Source organism: Devosia sp. UYZn731, assembly GCF_040546795.1.
Classification (GTDB): Bacteria; Pseudomonadota; Alphaproteobacteria; order Rhizobiales; family Devosiaceae; genus Devosia.
On sequence record NZ_JBEPOL010000007.1, the window covers coordinates 141,675 to 160,563 of the forward strand.

The following is an 18,889-nucleotide window of genomic DNA, read 5'->3' on the forward strand; positions in this document are numbered from 1 at the left end:
CGGAGTGTCCCATCTTGACCGTGCCTCTAGACCAGCCGGCACCCCAAACGCGCGAGCCGCACCAGTGGCTGGGTGCCTTCTTTATCGTACCCAGCCTCATCATGATCGGCGTCTTCTTCATCGTACCGCTGCTGATGACGGTGTGGATGAGCCTGCATGATTGGCCTCTGCTTGGTCGCTCGAGCTTCATCGGCCTCGGCAATTTCGTCGAGATCATGGGTGACAGCCAGCTGTGGAACAGCGTTGGCTTCACCATGCTCTATACGGTGCTGGTGACGTTGGCCCTGTTCGCGGTGGCGTTTCCGCTGGCACTGCTGGTCGATCGGCCGCTGCGCGCTGCGGGGTTCTTCCGAACCAAATATTTCATGCCGGTCGTCATCGGCTTCGGCGCCGCCTCGACGCTTTGGCTCTGGCTGCTTAACCCCGATAGCGGTGTTTTCGCTCAGCTCCTGCGAAGCCTGCATCTGGTTAGCGCCGCGCCTCGACCGATCGAAAGCTTCTGGCCCGCGCTGGGCGTCATCATTCTCATGGTGGTGTGGAAGAGTGCCGGTTTCACCATGGTGATCCTGCTCACGGGCCTGCAAAGCGTGCCGGGCGAGATCATCGAGGCGGCCAAGATCGATGGCGCCAATGCCTGGAGCCGTTTTCGCAATATTACCCTGCCGCTGATGCGCAATTCGGTGCTGCTGGCACTGGTGCTCAATGTTACCTCGTCCATGCTCGCCTTCGACCAGTTCTTCGTCATCACCCAGGGCGGGCCGCAAAATTCGACCATCACGGCGGTGTTCCAGATCTATCTGGCCTCATTCAGCTCATATCGCCTGGGCTATGGTTCGGCGCTGTCGCTGGTCCTGCTCGTGGTTCTTGTGGCGATCAGCTCGATCCAGCTCGCCTTCCTGCGTACGCGTCCGGAGGAAAGCTGATGGCCGACCTGAGCTTGAACCCGCCGCTCAACCGCCAATCGCGGCGCGAACGCCTCGGAACATGGGCATCTTACGTCGTCGCGAGCATTGTCGCGGTATTGTTCCTATTGCCGATGATCTGGTCGGTGGCCAATTCGTTCAAGCCACCAGCCGAGGCACTCGCCAATCCGCTGGCACTGTTTTCCAAGGCGTTCTCGCTCGACAACTATCGCCGGCTCGAAGGCGTTGGGGCGGGGTGGTATGTCTATGTCGGCAATTCCCTGATGATTGCCGCCGGCACGGTGCTGCTGACGGTTCTCGTCGCGGTGCCGGCCGGGTATGGCTTTTCCAAGTTCCGCTTCCCCGGCCAGATCGTGCTGTTCGTGCTCATCATGGCCACCATGATGATCCCGTTCCAGTCGATCCTGACGCCGCTATTCCTGATCCTCAAGGCGCTCCGGTTGCAGAATAGCCTGGTGGGGCTGGTGCTCATCTACACGACGTTTCAATTGCCATTCTCCATCTTCATGATGCGCAATGCCTTTGATGCGGTGCCCAAGGCACTGATCGAAGCGGCGCGGATTGATGGCGCATCGCAATGGACGATCCTGCGCCGCATCATGATCCCCATCGCCTTTCCGGGCGTGGCGACCGTGGCCCTGTTCGCCTTCCTCAACTCGTGGAATGAGTTTCTGGCCGCGCTGATCTTCCTGTCGGATCAGAACAAATTTACACTGCCGATCATGCTGGTGAACGTGTCGTCCGGCATTTACGGCATCATCGACTGGGGCGCGCTCCAGGCCGGCGTCACCGTCACGATGATCCCCTGTCTCATCCTCTTCCTCCTGCTGCAGCGCTACTATGTCCGCGGCATGACGGCAGGCGCCGTCAAATAACCTCTCTTCTGAAAGTTTGCCTCATGACTGACCAATCCACCCGCGCGCGCCTCGATCGCTATGCTCCCGTCGATCACGCCAAGGTCGATTTCACCGGCGGATTTTGGGAAAGCTGGAGTGAAACGGTGCGCAAGGTGACCGTGCCGACCCAGCATATGCGGCTCGACGAGGAGCGCTTCCTCGAAGTGCTCAATTTCGACCAGCCACCCGCCGATCTGGCGCGCCCGATCCAACCGTCCGGGCTGTCGATGCAGCACTTCTTCGATAGCGATTTCGGCAAATGGATCGAAGCGGCCAGCTACACTCTTCGGGCGCATCCCAATCCAGCGCTCGAAGCCAAGATCGACGATATCGTCGACAAGCTGGCCAAGGGGCAAATGGCGGACGGCTACCTCAATTCCTGGTTCATCCGCCGCGAGCCGGACAAGCGTTGGACCAATTTGCGCGACCTGCACGAGATGTATTCGATGGGGCATCTGCTGGAGGGCGCCGTCGCCTATTTCGAGGCGACCGGCAAGCGCAGGTTCCTCGATGTCATGACCAAAGCCGTCGATCATATCGACGCGACCTTCGGTGCAGAGCCTGGCAAGCTGCGCGGCTATGACGCCCATGAGGAAATCGAGCTGGCGCTGATCAAGCTCTACCGCGTGAGCAAGGATCCCAAGCATCTCAAGCTCGCCAAGTACTTTGTCGATGAGCGTGGCCAGCAACCGTCCTATTATGACGAAGAAGCCCGCCGCCGTGGCGATGATCCGGCCAAGTATCACTATGGCCAGAACTATGAATACAGCCAGGCCCATCGCCCGGTTCGCGAGCAGACGCAAGTGGTTGGGCATGCCGTCCGGGCGATGTATCTATTCTCGGCTATGGTGGACCTTGCGTCTGAGACCAGCGATCTGACGCTGCTTGCCGCCTGTGACCGGCTGTTCGACAACCTGACTGGACGCCAGCTTTATGTGACCGGGGGGCTTGGCCCATCGGGCGCCAATGAGGGTTTTACCCGCGAGTATGACCTGCCCAATGAAAGCGCCTATGCGGAAACCTGCGCGGCCATCGCGCTGGCCTTCTGGGGGCATCGCATGGCGCAGGTCGATCTGGACAGCCGTTATACCGACCACGTCGAACTGGCGATCTTTAATGGTGCGCTCTCGGGCATAGCCCGCGATGGCGAGCACTATTTCTATGAGAATGTTCTGGAAAGCCATGGCCAGCACCGGCGCTGGAAGTGGCACTATTGCCCCTGCTGCCCGACCAACATCGCCCGGCTGATCGCCTCGCTCGGAAGCTATTTCTACACCACCAAGCCCGATGAACTGGCGGTGCATCTCTACGGCGCCAACACTGCCGAGGCGGAAATCGTGGGGCAGACGGTGCGTATTGCGCAGGTCACGGCCTATCCGTGGGATGGCGATATCGCGCTCAAGATAGATCCTGCCACGCCGGCGCATTTCACGGTGCGCTTGCGCCTGCCCGGCTGGTGCAGCAAGGCGGAAGTGTCGGTCAATGGCATTGCGGTTGACGTCGCCGCAGCGCGCAAGGGCTATCTCGCTATCGAGCGCGAATGGGCGGCGGGTGACGTGGTTCGTCTGTCATTCGATATGCCGGTCGAGCGCCTCTACGCCCATCCCGAGGTGAGCGAAGATGCCGGGCGCGTGGCGCTCAAGCGCGGGCCGGTGGTGTACTGCGTGGAGCAAGCCGATATCGGCTTTGCACCGCAACGCCTGTCCCTGCCGGCCGAAGCGACGATCAGCCATTCGTTCGACGCCGGTCTGCTCGGAGGGGCGGTGCGTCTCTCGGCACCGGCCAGCAAGGCCAGCGACGCAGGCTGGGACGGCAAACTGTACCAGCGCGGGCGTCCGTCGAGGGAAGCCGCGACGCTCACTGCAATTCCATATCATCTTTGGGCCAACCGCCAGGCCGGCGGCATGCTCGTCTGGCTCCGGGAGCAATAGGAAACATCATGGCCCAGCTTTCCCTTCGCAAGGTCATCAAGGCCTATCAGGAACACCACGCCGTGCGTGGTATCGATCTCGAGGTGGCGGACAAGGAGTTTGTCGTGCTGGTGGGACCGTCCGGGTGCGGCAAGTCGACGACGCTGCGCATGATTGCCGGGCTGGAGCACATTTCCGGCGGCCAGATCGCCATCGACGATCGCGTGGTCAACGATCTGGGTCCGGGCGAGCGCGATATCGCCATGGTATTCCAGAACTATGCACTCTATCCGCATATGAGCGTTGCCGAGAACATCGCCTTTTGCCTCCAGCAGAAGAAGATGCCCAAGGAGCAGATCGCCCAGCGCATCGCGACGGCGGCACAGACCTTGCACATTACCGACTTGCTGGAGCGCCGGCCCGGCCAACTCTCGGGTGGCCAGCGTCAGCGCGTTGCCATGGGGCGTGCCATCGTCCGGAACCCCAAGGTGTTCCTGTTCGATGAGCCCCTGTCCAATCTGGATGCCAAGCTGCGCGTGCAGATGCGCACCGAGATCAAGCGGCTGCACCAAGCCCTGCCGACCACCACGGTCTATGTCACCCACGACCAGATCGAGGCCATGACCATGGCCGATCGGGTTGTGGTGATGAACAAGGGGCGCATCGAGCAGGTCGGCCCGCCGCAGGAACTCTATCATCGCCCGATCAGCCTGTTCGTCGCCGGGTTCATCGGCTCACCCGCAATGAACCTGCTGCCAGCGCGGGTTGCGGTCGCTGCGGATGCAATGAGCCTCGTTCTGGCAGACGGCACGGCGCTGGCTTTGCCACCCGCCATGCGAAGCTCCACCCTGACAGAAGGCCGTCAGGTTATTGTCGGCATACGGCCCGAAACCGTCAGCCAGCCCATGGGGCGACCGAATGCGGCTCCGGTTTTGGCCAAGGTGGACATCGTTGAGCCCCTGGGCGTGGAGACGCTGCTCTATTTCAACATTGGCGAAATTGTTGTCTGCGCTCGCGTCATCCCGGAGGCGGCGCCGCCATCGCGTCAGCAGATGGTGCTGAGCATCGACATGGAGAAAATCCATATCTTCGATCCGCAGACAGAACAGGCCATTCGTCCGGATGTCCGCTTTTAGGACGTACGCAGTTTTCGCTGAACGGCCGACACGGGCGCCTTGCTGACGGGCTCCTCTGGTGCAGGAGAGCACGAGGCGGCCTTTCGCCTCCGCGGTCGACCACTTCGGTCCTGCGAGCACGGCGCACGAATGCTGGCAGACCTGGTCTCGCAAAATGTGGTCAGTGGCGAACTGCTCAGATCGCTAAGCGTCCATCGGGTTTGAAACCATCCATATTCTTGACAAATCAGTCTAGTATGAATATATCCCCGCTCATGGCCAGACCAAGAGAGTTTGATCGCGAAGCAGCACTGGGGAACGCCATTTCGGCGTTCGCCGAGCATGGCTATGAAGGCACCTCGACCGACCAGTTGCTTGACGCCATGAATATCAGCCGCCAGAGCCTCTACAATACCTATGGCGATAAGCGGCAGCTTTATCTGGAAGCGTTGCAGACCTATGCGGCCGAGAGCATAGCCGAGCAGTTGCAATCGCTTAATGGCGGCTCGCCGCTCAAGGGTATCGAGTCTATGCTCAATGCCTTTATTCTCCGGCCTTCCAGGAGTTGCCTAGGGGTCAGCGCCGTCTGCGAGTTCGGCCATAGGGACCCCGAGATAGCCATGCTGAACGACACCGCAGCCAGGGCCCTGCGCGCCGCACTCCAGCGGCGGATCTCGGAGGGAAAGGCATCTGGCGAGATCGATGCAGGGATCGACGAAACGGCGGCGGCCCACTTCGTTATGGCGACCCTCTCCGGGATAAAGGTCGCGGCCCGTGGCGGCGCGCCCCTGGAAGCCCTCCGGGACATTATGCACATGGCGCTGAGGAGTTTGGCCTAGAGCTTCAAGGCAAGCTCCACATGCTTCCGCATGTCTTTTTTTAGACTGAATAGTCCATAATTTTATCCCAACCAAGAGAGAAAACGATGACCAAGACCATCTTCATCACAGGCACCAGCAGTGGCCTCGGGAAATTGACGGCAATGCATTTTGCCAAGGCTGGCTGGAACGTTGCGGCCAGCATGCGGACGCCGGAAAAGGAAACCGAGCTGACGGAATATGACAACATCAGGCTGTTCAAGCTGGATGTGACCGATGTGGCGCAGGTCCAGGCGGCCACCGAGGCGGCAATTGCTAGTTTTGGCAAGGTCGACGTCGTCGTCAACAATGCCGGCGCTGGCTCATATGGGCCGCTGGAATTTGCGAAGGAGGAGACCATCGACTGGCAATTCGCCCTCAATGTGCGTGGCCCGATCAACGTCATCCGCAGCTTCCTGCCCCATTTCCGCGCCAACAAGGGCGGCATGTTCATCAATATCAGCTCGTTCATGGGGGTCACTACGGCGGTGCCGACTGGCTCGCTGTACAACATGTCAAAATTCGCCCTCGAAGGCCTGACTGAAGGCCTTTACTATGAACTCAAGCCCCTCAATATCGAACTTCGCCTGATCGAACAGGGTGGATCCAAGGGAAATAATTTCCTCGATAGCGTCGTGTTCAATACCCATCCCGGGATCACCGACTACGACGCCATACTCGGCAAGGTGGAGGCTATGTTCGCCTCCGCCAAAGACGCAACGCTGGATGATCCGCAGGACATTGTGGATGAAATCCTCGCTTTGGCGACGGGCGAAAACCAGAAGTTCAGGACGCTGGTGGGCCAGGCGGGTAAGGATTTGATGGCACTGCGCAACAGCGTGCCAATCGAAGAGTATCTGGCGAAAATCGCGGCCAATTTCGCATAAGAGCGCGCGGTCTCTCATCCTGCCTTTACGGCGTTGAGAGCAAATTTTCGGTTTCCCAAAGCCGCCATTCAATCAGCGCTGACGCTGGTAGACGAACACTAGCTACGCTCATTGCATCCAAGTCGGCACGTGGGCGTTGCGCTGTCGCAAACTTTGAGGAGCCATGGCTTTGGGGACAGCGGATATTGATCGACAGCCGCAGTTCCTGTCCGGGGGCTCAGAGATGGCGCAACGGCTTCGCGCATTCGACTGGTCGAGTTCCCCGCTCGGTATGCCCGAGATGTGGCCGGCGGAGCTGCTCGTTCAACTGCTTCTGACGAGCAAGCAGCTCATGTTCCTGGCTTGGGGTTCTGAGCGAACTTGGCTCTACAATGACGCCTTCATTCCGATTGCCGGACGCAAGCATCCGATATCGATTGGCCTTCCGAGCAGCGAGGTTTGGGCCGAGGCATGGTCTGACCTGCGGCCTTTATTCGATAGCGTATTTGCCGGTGAAGCCATCCATATGACCGGTTTCACCGTCGGTCTCGACAGGCAGGGCGTGGTCGAGGACGCCTCTTTCGATTTTTCCTATACCCCGATCAAGTCGGACGACGGAACGGTAGAGGGCCTTTACGGGGTATGCATCGAAACCACCGGCCGTATTGCTGTGGACAAGGCGCAACTGGCCACGGCGGTTAGAGAGCGGGATCGCATCTTCGAGATGAGCCCCGATCTGTTCGCGGTTGCGACATTCGATGGCATGCTGACATCGATCAATCCGGCATGGTCGCGCCGCCTGGGACGTCCGGCCGATTGGCTGCTGAGCACGCCGTTTGGGGAATTTATCCATCCTGACGATCTCGGCGAGACCGGCGCGGTCATCGCAGAGCTCCAGGCCGGACGAGCCGTTCATCAGTTTCATGTTCGACTTCTTGCCCAAGATGGAACGCCGATCGCTTTTGCCTGGTCTGCGGTTCCCGAGGCGACCGGAAGCGGCCTGTTCTATACGGTCGGCCGTGACATCACGGAGGAAACGGCGGCGGCGGAAGAGCTTCGCCTAGCCCAAGAGGCATTGCGCCAGTCCCAGAAAATGGAAGCCGTCGGCCAACTCACCGGCGGCCTGGCGCACGATTTCAACAATATCCTGGCCGGCATCAGCGGAAGCCTGGACCTGATGAAGACGCGCTTGGCGCAAGGTCGGATTGCCGATCTGGATCGGTATGTCACCGGCGCGCAAGGGGCGGCCAGGCGCGCGGCCGGCCTGACGCAGCGCCTACTGGCATTTTCGCGCCGCCAGACGCTTGACCCGAAGCCGACCGATCTAAACCGGCTGATATCAGGCATGCAGGACTTGATAGAGCGAAGCGTAGGCCCCGCCGTGCAGGTCGAAACCGCAGCGGCCGGAGGACTTTGGACCACCTTCGTAGACCAAGGGCAGCTTGAGAATGCCATGCTCAACCTATGCCTTAACGCACGTGATGCCATGCCTGACGGCGGCAAGCTTACGATCGAATCCGGCAATCGCTGGCTGGACGAGCGGGCTGCGAAGAAGCGCGGTTTACCGACCGGACAATATGTATCACTGTGCGTTAGCGACACTGGAACCGGGATGGCCAAAGACGTGATCGACCGCGCCTTTGATCCTTTCTACACCACCAAGCCGACTGGCCAGGGCACAGGCCTCGGCTTATCGATGGTCTATGGTTTTGCGGGGCAGTCGAACGGAGCAGTGAGGATATATTCTGAGATCGGCAAGGGGACGATGGTTTGCATCTATCTGCCCAGGCATCATGGCGACGCGGACGTCGATGACGGTCAGCCCGAGCCAGCGGCCGCCGTCCGGTCAAGCGATCACGAGACGATCCTGATAGTAGATGACGAACCGTTGGTACGCATGGTGGCGATCGAGATGTTGACCGACCTCGGCTACCAGGTGCTCGAGGCCGTTGATGGGCCCTCAGCTCTCAAAATTCTTCAATCAGATCAGCCAATCGATCTTCTGGTCACCGATGTCGGCCTACCGAATGGGATGAATGGCCGCCAATTGGCCGATGCGGCGCGAACAAGTCGACCTCGGCTGCAAGTTCTGTTCATTACCGGATATGCCGAAAATGCTGTGCTAAACCACGGTCATCTCGATCCTGGGATGCACGTCATGACCAAGCCCCTCGTCGGCGAGACGTTCGCCCGACGGGTGAGGGATTTGACTGCCAAGACAAGCTAACACATGGGCGCTTGGCTGGTCAGCGGCGCGGCGCTGCCGGCGCATAGAGGCGAACCATGGTCTTGATGCCGGACACACTGTCCGAATAGACGCGTGCCCGGATCATCTTATTGCCCTGACTCCCGCGGACCAGATTTTCGCCGAGAACTAGTCTGGCAGCCTGCTCCGGGGTGTCGGCAGCCACGATATGATCGTCTGGTTGGATGATAGGCGATCTGCAATCGACGACGCGATACTGTTTGAACATCTAGGCCTCGACCGAGGGATGATTGAGTTTTGATGCGGACTGCCCTCCGATCAAGCGCTCATATTCGCTCTCAGGCCTGCCATATGCGTCGCCAACAAAATCCAAAAGGCCCGCGCGGTCGGTAACGGCCATGTAGCCTCTGCTGGACCTGATCAGGTGCAGACCTTCAAGCAGGTGTATGGCGCTGGTTGTGCCGGGGCGGCGTACGCAGAGTATACGCGCGAGATGCTCGTGCGTTACGCGGAATTCGGGCCCGACCCGATCCGATATCATCAAAAGTATACGCCCCATCCGGACGTCCAGGCCAGAGCGCGCGTTGCAGGCCGAGGTGAACATTGTTTGCAGCCACAAGGATCGGGCGTAGCGCTGCATCATTGAGCGCAGTGTTGGCAATCGGTCGAGGTGCGAGAGGAAACGATCCGCCGGCATCCCGAACGCGCTGCCGTCCATCTGGACGATGGTGTCATGTACGGCAATTTCATCGCCCATCGCGAGCGCCGCACCGGTCGCGCCTTCTGAGCCGATAATCGCCACGGTCGATGTGTGGTCGCTGCCTGCTTGTACAGACGCCGCCACGATGCCGGCGACGACGAAGCAAACAAAATCCGTCGGCGCGCGGGCGAATTCCAAAGCCTGTCCGGAAACCAAAGGAATAAATTCCAGGTCAGGAATGAGTGATGCGACAAGCTCAGCCGGTAAAGAGCGAAGCAATCTGTTGGCGGTTGGGGACATCATGAATGCGTTACTGGCTTGGGGTTCCAAGCACACTGCTCCAGATACGCGCCAGTGCCCGCTTCCGGTCAATCTGATGCAGGTATCCCGTCAGGTGCGACATCACGGTGGCCCCCGCATCCCCGTCGTCCAAGGGGAACTGCCTTACACCGTCGCCGATTTTGGCATGAATAACGCCGTGCTCCACGAAATAGCTCGCCTTGTGAACGGTGCCATGGTGCGAAACTTCAACATCCAGAACCATCGAGCTCTGTTGCACGATCGCGCCGTTCGAGTAACCACGGCATTCTGTCGACGCGGCGCTTGGTCGCGACGGGCACGCAATCTGTTGGGGTTCAGCGATGTCATCCAGAAGATGGTTCATCCTCCCCCATACCATCGGCGCGAAGCCGCTCAATTAACGTGTGTTAATCGCACCGAAATGAAGTTTCCCACGGTCCTTGCAACCAACAGTGCCACTGCCGATTACCCATGGGAAGGAGAGGTCCAATGGCAGATGGCAGCGCGTCGGTCGAAGAGCTTCTCCAGCCATTCTTCCGAAAAATTCAGCTACGCGATGTACTGGGCGCCGAAGAGCAGCGCGCAATTGCTGCAGCAGCCGATCAGCGGGTGGACTTTGCCGCGGGTGATGATCTGGTGTCCGAGGGCGATCGCCCCCGGCGCAGCATGTTGGTCACCACAGGGTTTACCTGCCGCTATCGCATGGTCAACGCTGGCGAGCGCCAACTAACGGCCGTTCATCTCCCTGGCGATTTCGTCGATCTGCATAGCTTCCTGCTCAAGGAAATGGACCATTCAGTTGGAGCACTAACACAGTGCTCGATCGTAACGTTTCCGCATGAGCGCTTAGTCAAAGTCACCGAGCGCTTTCCGCATCTGACCCGGCTGCTGTGGTTGCTGACGCTTCTCGATGGCGCGATCCATCGCGAATGGCTGGTGGGGATGGGTCGTCTGTCCGCCCCGCAACGCACAGCCCATCTGGTTTGCGAAACCTACAGGCGCCTGGAGGCGATCGGGCTGGCCTCTGGAAACCGTTTCAATTTCCCCATCACGCAGGCCGCTCTAGCGGACGCGGTCGGAATTTCAACTGTGCACATCAACCGGGTTTTGCAGGAACTGCGCCAGCTCCAACTCATTGTTTGGGACGGCGGCATCATGGAAATTCCTAGCTGGCCTGCTCTTGCCAAGGCGGCAGAGTTCGATGACCGATATCTACACCTCGTTCAGGAGCCGCGTTAATGCCCCGCTACTTCTTCGATGTGCAGGACGGCGAGGGGGTGTTCGTTGACGATATCGGCCTCGAACTTTCGGGCATGGATGCGGCAATCCGCGAAGCGCGTCGGGCGCTTGCCGATATGGTTCGGGACGTCTTACGAGATGAATCCGCACGAGAAGTTCTCATTCGCATCCGCGATGGCGCTGAGGGCCCCGTTGTCCTGTCGGTCACGTTGACAACCGAATTGCCCGAGCAGGGGTAAAAGCCGCTTCCGCCCTTAGCGGCGTTCGAGCGTCCTAAAACGCACGCTCGGTGGCAAGCGCCATTCATTGAGGAACACCACACTGCCGAGACCGTTGGGGCGCGTCCAACACAGGAGTGGCGCGATGTTTATGCGGGTCGACAGACTGATAACGGAACTGCCTCCACCACAGACACAAGATCCCAATGCTGCTGCCGCCCTGCAAGAATTGCTGGGCGGAAAATATGGCGAAATGTCCACGCTCGGGAACTACATGTTTCAGAGCTTCAATTTCAGGTCCAAGGACAAGCTGCGGCCGTTCTATAGCCTGGTGGCCTCAATCACCGCCGAAGAGCTCGCCCATGTGGAACTGGTCAGCAACGGCGTCGCTATGCTGAATAGTGGGCCTGACAAAAAGAACGGCGACAAGGGCAACGGCGGCGATATCTCCAAGACGCCTTTCGAAGCCATGACCGATATTCGTCTCGCCGCGGCCTTCCTCGCCAATGGCGGAGGCGCGACGCCGGTCAACAGCAATGGCGTTTCATGGAACACGGACTTCATCACCACCACCGGCAATGTGATCTTCGACCTGCTGCACAACTTTCATCTCGAATGCGGTGCCCGGCTGCACAAGATGCGGGTCTACGAGACCTTAAGCGACCCGACTGGCCGCGAGGTTTGCGGATATTTGCTGGTTCGCGGATCTGTCCACGCTCATTCCTACGCCTTGGCAATCGAAAAGCTGACGGGGGTGGATATCAAGAAAATGCTGCCGACACCCAATATCCCGCTCGGCAACATTCCGGAATGCCAGAAATATCTCGACGAAGGCTCGCATCGCCGTCTCTACACTTGGAGCAACACCGACTATCAGGAAATCTCGGGAATTTGGGGCAACGGAGAAGTTGCGTTGCCCGATGACCCGCCGGGTGAACTAGAGGTGGTGGAAGGCATGCCCGAAGGAGGAAAAATGCAGCAGCTGGTGGGCGTGCCCTCGGCCTTCACTCCAGACTACGCTCCCGAAGAAATGTTCGAAATCGCCAGCAAGCTCTATAAAGCCTCGCGCTGAAGAATGGATAGATCGCCTGCATGCGGCCGGCGATCTGCCTCGAACAATGCACCAGAGGCACTCGCTGGGAAGCATAATGCCCGGGCTAACTCAGCCTGTTTGAGCCATGCTCGCTAAGACTTACCCCCTTGGCACCTGCAATTGTCGACGCGGCTTCCGGCCGGGTGCCGGTTTGTTAGTCCGAGCGAGCAAGGGACGAAATCAGTGCGCGAAACGCCTGGCGATGCGTGAGGCGGCGTCCTCTATGGCGTGAATACGCAAGATCCCTTCATCGACAGTTCCTCGTCGACCTTGACAGACCTGAACATGGCATCCGCAGTGTCAACTGTTGTAAAATACTGCCAGTGTTTCCGCAGTTTGGGCGGTAGCACCACTTGGCTCTCCGGAACTGCCAGAAACGAGTTCTGCGCCCTGCCATTCGAGCGACTAATGAACACGTTCACTCGCATGCTTGCCTCCCTAAGTTGAGGCCGCCGAGCCCCCGGGGCAGGGGGCAGCGGTCTCTTCGCCGTTTGAAGATTCAGCGACGAGAGACAATCTCCGCCGTGGACGTTTGTTCCAACACAGTTCGCGTCGGACAGGCTGGGATCAATGCCCGATGATTGATCCTCGATCCGGGCATAGGGCCGCACCATGGTCGGCCGCCCCCGCTTCGGCGGTGGCAAGTCGCCAGTGCAATGCGCCGGCGGCGCCGAGGCTTATCGAGGTTGGCTAAAATCCATGCTAAGCCGGGCGCGCTCCTCCAACCAGTCGATGAGTAGCTTTGCGCAGGAGAGCCGAGAGCAAGCATCATCGAGTCAATGCGCGAATATTGAGTTCGACCAACCAGTTTGTCCTCCTTCGTTCCGTGCGAATATCCGACGAGACCCGCTCGTATCGGCAGGCAAAATGGTCGCCGCTCTCGCCCGTCGTCTTATCAAGCTCGATCTGATTGTCTGCAGCCCATTGCAGAAGCAGTTTGTTTGCCCGCACCGAGTGATCGCGGTGTGTAAGGGTTACATAATCGCCGGCAGGCAGCTCTCCGGGTTTGATCCGGTCATCGCCGCCAAGCCTTTCCGAAGTGATGACGCCAGCCTCCATATCCATCGTTCCCGTCATGTTCACCACATGGAAGCGCAGGAACAGCCTGCCTGTATATGGGACATTGTTGGCCTTGAGCCAATCGATCAACTCGGCCCAAAGTTGGTCCCGTACGGAGAGCATGCCGCGAAATGGAGCATGGACGCGGATGCCTAGCGTGGGATAGGCCTGCCGGAACCCCAATGCCGGTGCCGCAATGATTTCCATGTGTCGCGTTCCTGGCTATTTCCGGGTCACGGCAGAAGGTCCGTTACCGCGCGGCCACTGCCGTCCATCGCCATGGGGAAGCTGGCATGCTCGTGAACGATTTTCCACACTCCGACGCTGCGCCGCAGCACGACGGTTCGCCGGCTCCAGGAGTCGACCTTGGTGCCATCCGTCTTAATGCCGGTCATCCCCGACAGTCCAAATGCGACGGCAAGGTCGCCATCGATGATGATGTGTGGATCAGCCAGATGAACCGTGACTCCGTCGCGCCAAGTCGCAAACCAAGCGTCCAGCGCTTCAATGTCGCGCGCCTGATTGCCCTGATAAACCAACGGCGGCGGGAGATCAAAAAATGACGGATATAACCGCTGCTTCGCACATTTCCCTGCTCCTTCCCGTCTTACGAAAAGACGAAGCTGGTCTGACCATCCCGACATCGACAGATAAAATAATTGATAACAGTTACAGCCTCGTTCCAAGGCTGGTCACCGCCTAAGGGCCAGGAATTGGTAGGACCGACAAACGGCTTGACGATCGAGCTAGGATGGTTACGAGCCGCCTGCAGCTAGCATACGGGAAGGTCCGGATAGTAAGCTGTGAGTTATCCACCTTCACTCGCCAAGCATTGACTGGCGGCTTTTCCAATTCATCTGGTCCCACCCCATTGCAGTCGTTCGGAGCTAGCTGGCCGAACCCAAAGCTGCCGTTCATCGTCACTGAGGAACGCCAGTTGTGCGCCGCACGCCGGTCATTCGAGGTCACGACCGGGTCCCAAAGTTAGACCTTCCACGATTTAACCGCCGCCCCCTGCCGAGTGTTGATTACGGCGCGCCTTAATCGCAGGCGCAGACTTTTAGGGAAACATCGGCGAGACGGCTGCTCAATGGCGACGCTTCAATAAAGACTGACGGCGGAATTTCCCGCCGTCAATGCCCATCGGCCCAATGCACTCTTTGGCGCAGCGCGTTCTAGAACGCGCCGAATAGGGCCTTCTGGGCGATGCGGAGCGCGCCGATCGCGTCGTGTTTGCTCTGGGCCGCCTTGAGCGCGTCGATATCCAGGGCATCAAGGCCCCGCCCCGCTGCCTTGAGGAAGTCGATGGCATAGGTAGCCGCTTCTACACTGTCCTCGCGGAAGGGGAACTGGTCAAGCTGCCAGACGCCTTCCCACTTGTTCTTTCGCAGCGTGTAGAAGAATTCGAACAGTTCGATCGGGTGCAGGCTGCCGGCGACCAAGTCATCGTCCCATGAACGGTAATTGTCATTCACGTCCATGCCGAACAGCCGGCCGTAATCGATGGCCATCTGGGCAGAATCCGCCGCGGACTCGCCGGCGAACAGGGCATGGCCGAAATCGAGCAGGATGCCCACATTGGGCAGGCCGATCTTTTCGATGCCCAGCAGGGTGCGGGCCAGCGAGTCAAAGCTCATATGTACGCGCGGCTCGCGCGGTTTGTACTCGATGACAAATTTCAGGTCCGGGTTTTCGCTGGCAAGCTGGCCGACGCCGTCGAGCGAATTCTTCCACAATGCGCCGTGATCGACCTGGAATGGATAGTCCCAGCCATCTTGGCCGGGCCAGAGCTTGACGTAGTCGGCGCCGAAAAAGCGCACTTGTTCGGCCGCTTCGGTAATCAGCTCATGCGCGCGGCGGCGCACGCCGGCGTCCGGATTGGTAAAGGCGCCCTTCGCGAATTCGCGGGTGTAGATTTCCGGCGTAATGCCGATGACGCCAAGCTTGTTGCGATCCAGCGCCACCTTGATCTGCTCCTTGGTGAACTCGCCGCCGAAATAGGGGTAGTTGATGTCGACCACCGACAGGTCCTTGACCTTGCCGGCAATGTCGATGGCCTCGATGACGCTGCGCGGCGGGCCGTAGCCGTCCGTGGCATAGCGATCCACATAGGTCGCGAAGTGCCAAATTCCGGCGCCAAAGCGGAGTGTGCTCATTTTGGTCTCTCCCTGTTTTATTGTGTCAGTGTTTGTCGAATGGCCGCCGACCACCCATCGAGGTGGCGTGCGCGAATGTCTGGCGCCATATGCGGGGCGAAGCGGGCGCCGGGCGCCGCCGAACCCGTCGTAATCCCCATGCCCTCGAACGCCAGCGCGGCAGCGCCGAGTGCGCTGACTTCGGGCGCGGTGCTGGCGCTGACCGGGCGATCGATGAGATCGGCCTGGAACTGCATCAGCACGGAATTCTGCGACGCCCCGCCATCGGCCCGCAATTCCGCCAGCGGAAACCCCAGATCCTGCTGCATGGCCGCGAACACATCGGCGACCTGGAAGGCGATCGCCTCGATGGCCGCGCGAGCCAGATGCCCCGGCTGCGTGCCCAGCGACAGGCCGGTGATCGTACCGCGGGCGTCGGAGCGCCAATAGGGCGCACCCATGCCAACCAGCGCCGGCACGAAGGCAACGCCATTGCTGTCCCCGGCCGCCATCGCCGACAGCGCGGCGACGTCAGGGACACCAAGTATTTGCGCAATGAACGCCGCCGCCTGGCCCGAAACCGAGATATTACCCTCGAGCGCATGCACGACGCCGACGCTGGTGCTCCAGGCAATAGTGCCTGATAGGCCATGGCCCGAGCGCACGCGCTGCGGCGTCAGCGTCATAAGCGAGGTGCCAGTGCCGTACGTGGCCTTGACGGTTCCCGGCTGACGCACGCCATGGCCGAACAGGGCGGCATGGGAGTCACCCACCATGGCGCGGATGGGAATACCGGCGGGCAGGGCAGTTACCCCATCAACCGTCTGGCCGAACTCTGAATCCGATGCCTGCACCGGCGCCAGCAGCGGACGCGGCACGTCGAACAGAGTCAGCAGTTCATCGTCCCATTGCAGCGTCTGCGTATTGAACAATTGCGTGCGCGAGGCATTGGAATGATCGGTGGCGTGCACCTTGCCGCCAGTGAGGCGCCACAGCAGCCAGCTATCGACCGTACCGGCGCGCAACTCGCCACGCACGGCACGCAGGCGGGCACCGGGCAGGGAATCGATCAACCAGGCAATCTTGGCCGCTGGAAACAGCGGGTCGAGTGCCAGGCCGGTCTTCTGCTCGATGATTTCGGCATGACCCGCCGCGCGCAGAGCCTCGCATTTTGGCGCCGAACGGCGGCATTGCCAGATAACGCAGGGCCCGATCGGCTCGCCGGTCGCCGCATCCCAGACCATGATGGACTCGCGCTGGTTGGAGATGGCGATGGCCGCTACTTGGGCCCCATCCGCCTTGGCCAGCAGCGCCGCAATCGCCGCCTGCACGCCCTGCCACAGCGCGATAGCCGATTGTTCGGCCCAGCCGGACTGCGGATAATCGACGTGATTGGGCACGGAAGCCTGCTGCAGGATGCGGCCATCCGGGGTGACCAGCAGGGCCTTGGTATTGGTCGTGCCCTGGTCGATCGCTAGGACGAGCGGCGTGCTCATTTCTTGGCCTTGCGCGCGATGGTCTGGCGAACCGCGTCAACGATGCCAGCCGAGGTCAGCCCGAACTGCTCCATCAGCCATTCCGCCGAACCGGTCGGCAAAAAGCCCGGGAAACCCATGATGCGCATCGGCACCGGCGTATTGGCCGTCACCACCTCGGCGACCGCGCCACCCAGCCCGCCGCGCACGTTGTGCTCCTCGACGGTGACGATAGCGCCCGTCTGGCTGGCGGCGATGATCGCAGCTTCGTCCAGCGGGCTGATCGTCGACATATTGACCACGCGCACCGCAATGCCCTCGGCGGCCAAGGTCTTGGCTGCCGCAACCGCGCGATGCACCATGGTGCCGTTGGCGATGATCGTCGCCTGATCGCCCTCAACCAGCGTCTCGGCTTTGCCGATTTCGAACTTCGCATTGCTGCGCTCAAGCGCGGGCACCGGCATGCGGCTGACTCGCACGAAGACCGGGCCATCCATGGCTGCGGCGGCGCGAATAGCCTGCTCGGTTTCCCAGGGGTCGGACGGGACGATGACCGTGAGATTGGTCAGCAGCCGCAGCCAGGCCATGTCCTCGATGGAATGGTGGGTGGGGCCAAGTTCGCCATAAGCGACACCGCTCGACTGGCCGATCAGCTTCACGTTGACGTTGGAATAGGCGATGTCGGCCTTGATCTGCTCCAGCGCGCGGCCGGTCAGGAAGCACGCGGCGGCCGAGACGAACGGCACCTTGCCGCCATTTGCCAGCCCCGCGCCCACCGCAACCACGGTCTGTTCGGCAATGCCGACATTGACCATGCGCTCGGGCCACCGCTTCTTGAAACCACCCAGTTTGGACGATCCCAGGCTGTCGCTGACGACGGTCACGATTCGCGGATCGGTCTCGGCAAGCGACTCGATGGTGGCGGCAAAGCTATCGCGGCAATCGAAGAGACCCGTCTTGATTGGTGCTGCTGCGCTCATCAAACCAGCTCCGCCATGGCCTGCTCGAATTGTTCCTTGGTCGGCACGCCGTGGTGCCAGGCCACATTGTCATGCATGAAGCTGACACCCTTGCCCTTGAATGTATTGGCGATGACGCAAAGCGGCTTGTCGCGCTGCGCCGGGTCTGCACTGAGCACGTCGAGCAGCTTGCCATGATCGTGGCCATCGACCATTTCGACATGCCAGCCGAAGGCGCGCCACTTGTCGTCCAGCGGATCGAGCGAAGCGGTTTCCTCGGTGCGGGCGCCTTGCTGCAGGCGATTGCGGTCGATGATCAGCGTCAGGTTGCGCAGTTTGCGGTGGCCCGCGGTGAGCGCCGCCTCCCAATTGCTGCCTTCCTGCAATTCGCCGTCGCCGGTGAGCACGAAGGTGCGGAAATCGGCATTGTCGATCTGCCCGGCAATGGCGATGCCCAGGGCGACCGGCAGGCCATGGCCGAGCGGGCCGGTATTGGTCTCGACGCCCGGCAGGTAATTGCGGTTGGGGTGACCGTTGAGCTTGCTCAGCGGCTGCATATAGCTCGAGAGGTCCGCCTCGGGGAAATAGCCGGCGGCGGCCAGCACCGAATAGAAGGCGCCGGTGCAGTGGCCCTTGCTCATCACAAAGCGGTCGCGACCGGGATCGTTCGGCTTGGTCGGATCATAGCGCATCACGCCGAAATACAGCGTTGCCAGCACGTCGGTGGCGCTGAAATCGCCGCCTGGATGGCCCAATTGCGCCTCATAGACCATTTGGAAGCTGCGGCGTCGAATCCACAGCGCCTTGTCGGCAATGGTAGCAACGCGGTCGTTGCGGCGATCTGGGGCGGTGAGGGGCACTTGGTATTTTCCTGTCGCGAGCGGCGTCTTGGCGGGCTGGTTGCAAGCTAACGCCCGGAACCGCAGCTCGCAACGAGA

At 60.4% G+C, this 18,889-nt stretch carries 19 protein-coding genes; 10 read left to right on the forward strand and 9 right to left on the reverse strand.

Annotated features, from left to right (window positions below; translation table 11 throughout):
- The first annotated feature begins 11 nt into the window (after positions 1-11).
- The 7 genes from ABIB57_RS18235 to ABIB57_RS18265 all read left to right on the forward strand — a co-directional run bounded on the left by ABIB57_RS18235 (position 12) and on the right by ABIB57_RS18265 (position 8,794).
- A complete protein-coding gene (locus tag ABIB57_RS18235; protein ID WP_502914431.1) occupies positions 12-923 on the forward strand; it encodes a carbohydrate ABC transporter permease in 912 nt (303 codons plus the stop codon).
- Positions 923-1,798, forward strand: coding sequence for a carbohydrate ABC transporter permease (locus ABIB57_RS18240; protein ID WP_354042618.1), 876 nt, complete (start codon positions 923-925; stop codon positions 1,796-1,798). Before ABIB57_RS18235 ends, ABIB57_RS18240 begins: the two co-directional genes overlap by 1 nt.
- 23 nt (positions 1,799-1,821) lie before the next feature.
- Entirely contained in the window at positions 1,822-3,750 is a 1,929-nt protein-coding gene (locus ABIB57_RS18245; RefSeq protein WP_354042619.1) for a glycoside hydrolase family 127 protein, read from the forward strand.
- An 8-nt stretch (positions 3,751-3,758) separates the two neighbouring features.
- Positions 3,759-4,865: an ABC transporter ATP-binding protein gene (locus ABIB57_RS18250; protein WP_354042620.1), complete on the forward strand. Its 1,107-nt coding sequence runs from the start codon at positions 3,759-3,761 to the stop codon at positions 4,863-4,865.
- Positions 4,866-5,119: 254 nt separating this feature from the next.
- Positions 5,120-5,683: a TetR/AcrR family transcriptional regulator gene (locus ABIB57_RS18255; RefSeq protein WP_354042621.1), complete on the forward strand. Its 564-nt coding sequence runs from the start codon at positions 5,120-5,122 to the stop codon at positions 5,681-5,683.
- Positions 5,684-5,769: 86 nt separating this feature from the next.
- A complete protein-coding gene (locus tag ABIB57_RS18260; protein WP_354042622.1) occupies positions 5,770-6,588 on the forward strand; it encodes an SDR family oxidoreductase in 819 nt (272 codons plus the stop codon).
- Positions 6,589-6,751: 163 nt separating this feature from the next.
- Positions 6,752-8,794 (forward strand): hybrid sensor histidine kinase/response regulator, encoded by a 2,043-nt coding sequence (locus ABIB57_RS18265; protein WP_354042623.1) that lies wholly within the window; start codon positions 6,752-6,754, stop codon positions 8,792-8,794.
- A gap of 19 nt (positions 8,795-8,813) precedes the next feature.
- Here the strand turns inward: ABIB57_RS18265 and ABIB57_RS18270 are convergent, their stop codons facing one another.
- From ABIB57_RS18270 to ABIB57_RS18280, 3 genes are read right to left on the reverse strand one after another with little or no spacing between them, the layout of a single operon-like run.
- On the reverse strand, positions 8,814-9,041 hold the full coding sequence (locus tag ABIB57_RS18270) for a hypothetical protein (RefSeq protein ID WP_354042624.1): 228 nt from the start codon (positions 9,039-9,041) through the stop codon (positions 8,814-8,816).
- The gene (locus ABIB57_RS18275) at positions 9,042-9,803 is read right to left on the reverse strand and encodes a Crp/Fnr family transcriptional regulator (RefSeq protein ID WP_354042625.1); all 762 of its coding nucleotides are present in this window, start codon (positions 9,801-9,803) and stop codon (positions 9,042-9,044) included.
- Complete coding sequence (locus ABIB57_RS18280) at positions 9,784-10,137, reverse strand: hypothetical protein (RefSeq protein WP_354042626.1); 354 nt, start codon at positions 10,135-10,137, stop codon at positions 9,784-9,786. Before ABIB57_RS18280 ends, ABIB57_RS18275 begins: the two co-directional genes overlap by 20 nt.
- Before the next feature lie 125 nt (positions 10,138-10,262).
- Between ABIB57_RS18280 and ABIB57_RS18285 the strand changes: the two genes are divergently transcribed.
- The 3 genes from ABIB57_RS18285 (at position 10,263) to ABIB57_RS18295 (ending at position 12,302) form a co-directional block, all read left to right on the forward strand.
- Positions 10,263-11,012 (forward strand): Crp/Fnr family transcriptional regulator, encoded by a 750-nt coding sequence (locus ABIB57_RS18285; RefSeq protein ID WP_354042627.1) that lies wholly within the window; start codon positions 10,263-10,265, stop codon positions 11,010-11,012.
- Positions 11,012-11,251 (forward strand): DUF6894 family protein, encoded by a 240-nt coding sequence (locus tag ABIB57_RS18290; RefSeq protein ID WP_354042628.1) that lies wholly within the window; start codon positions 11,012-11,014, stop codon positions 11,249-11,251. Before ABIB57_RS18285 ends, ABIB57_RS18290 begins: the two co-directional genes overlap by 1 nt.
- Before the next feature lie 124 nt (positions 11,252-11,375).
- The gene (locus ABIB57_RS18295) at positions 11,376-12,302 is read left to right on the forward strand and encodes a manganese catalase family protein (protein ID WP_354042629.1); all 927 of its coding nucleotides are present in this window, start codon (positions 11,376-11,378) and stop codon (positions 12,300-12,302) included.
- Between the two features lie 789 nt (positions 12,303-13,091).
- On the opposite strand, the gene ABIB57_RS18300 is transcribed toward ABIB57_RS18295, so the two are convergent.
- From ABIB57_RS18300 to ABIB57_RS18325, 6 genes are all read right to left on the reverse strand, one after another.
- Positions 13,092-13,589 carry a GyrI-like domain-containing protein gene (locus ABIB57_RS18300; RefSeq protein ID WP_354042630.1) on the reverse strand — a complete coding sequence of 166 codons (498 nt, stop codon included), beginning with the start codon at positions 13,587-13,589 and terminating at the stop codon, positions 13,092-13,094.
- Between the two features lie 26 nt (positions 13,590-13,615).
- Positions 13,616-14,068, reverse strand: coding sequence for a YybH family protein (locus ABIB57_RS18305; RefSeq protein WP_354042631.1), 453 nt, complete (start codon positions 14,066-14,068; stop codon positions 13,616-13,618).
- Between the two features lie 489 nt (positions 14,069-14,557).
- On the reverse strand, positions 14,558-15,538 hold the full coding sequence (locus ABIB57_RS18310) for a sugar phosphate isomerase/epimerase family protein (RefSeq protein WP_354042632.1): 981 nt from the start codon (positions 15,536-15,538) through the stop codon (positions 14,558-14,560).
- A 17-nt stretch (positions 15,539-15,555) separates the two neighbouring features.
- On the reverse strand, positions 15,556-17,013 hold the full coding sequence (locus ABIB57_RS18315; protein ID WP_354042633.1) for an FGGY family carbohydrate kinase: 1,458 nt from the start codon (positions 17,011-17,013) through the stop codon (positions 15,556-15,558).
- Complete coding sequence (locus tag ABIB57_RS18320) at positions 17,010-17,972, reverse strand: transketolase family protein (protein WP_354042634.1); 963 nt, start codon at positions 17,970-17,972, stop codon at positions 17,010-17,012. Before ABIB57_RS18320 ends, ABIB57_RS18315 begins: the two co-directional genes overlap by 4 nt.
- Positions 17,972-18,811 (reverse strand): transketolase, encoded by an 840-nt coding sequence (locus ABIB57_RS18325; protein ID WP_354042635.1) that lies wholly within the window; start codon positions 18,809-18,811, stop codon positions 17,972-17,974. The genes ABIB57_RS18320 and ABIB57_RS18325 overlap by 1 nt, the downstream gene beginning before the upstream one ends.
- Positions 18,812-18,889 lie beyond the last annotated feature (78 nt).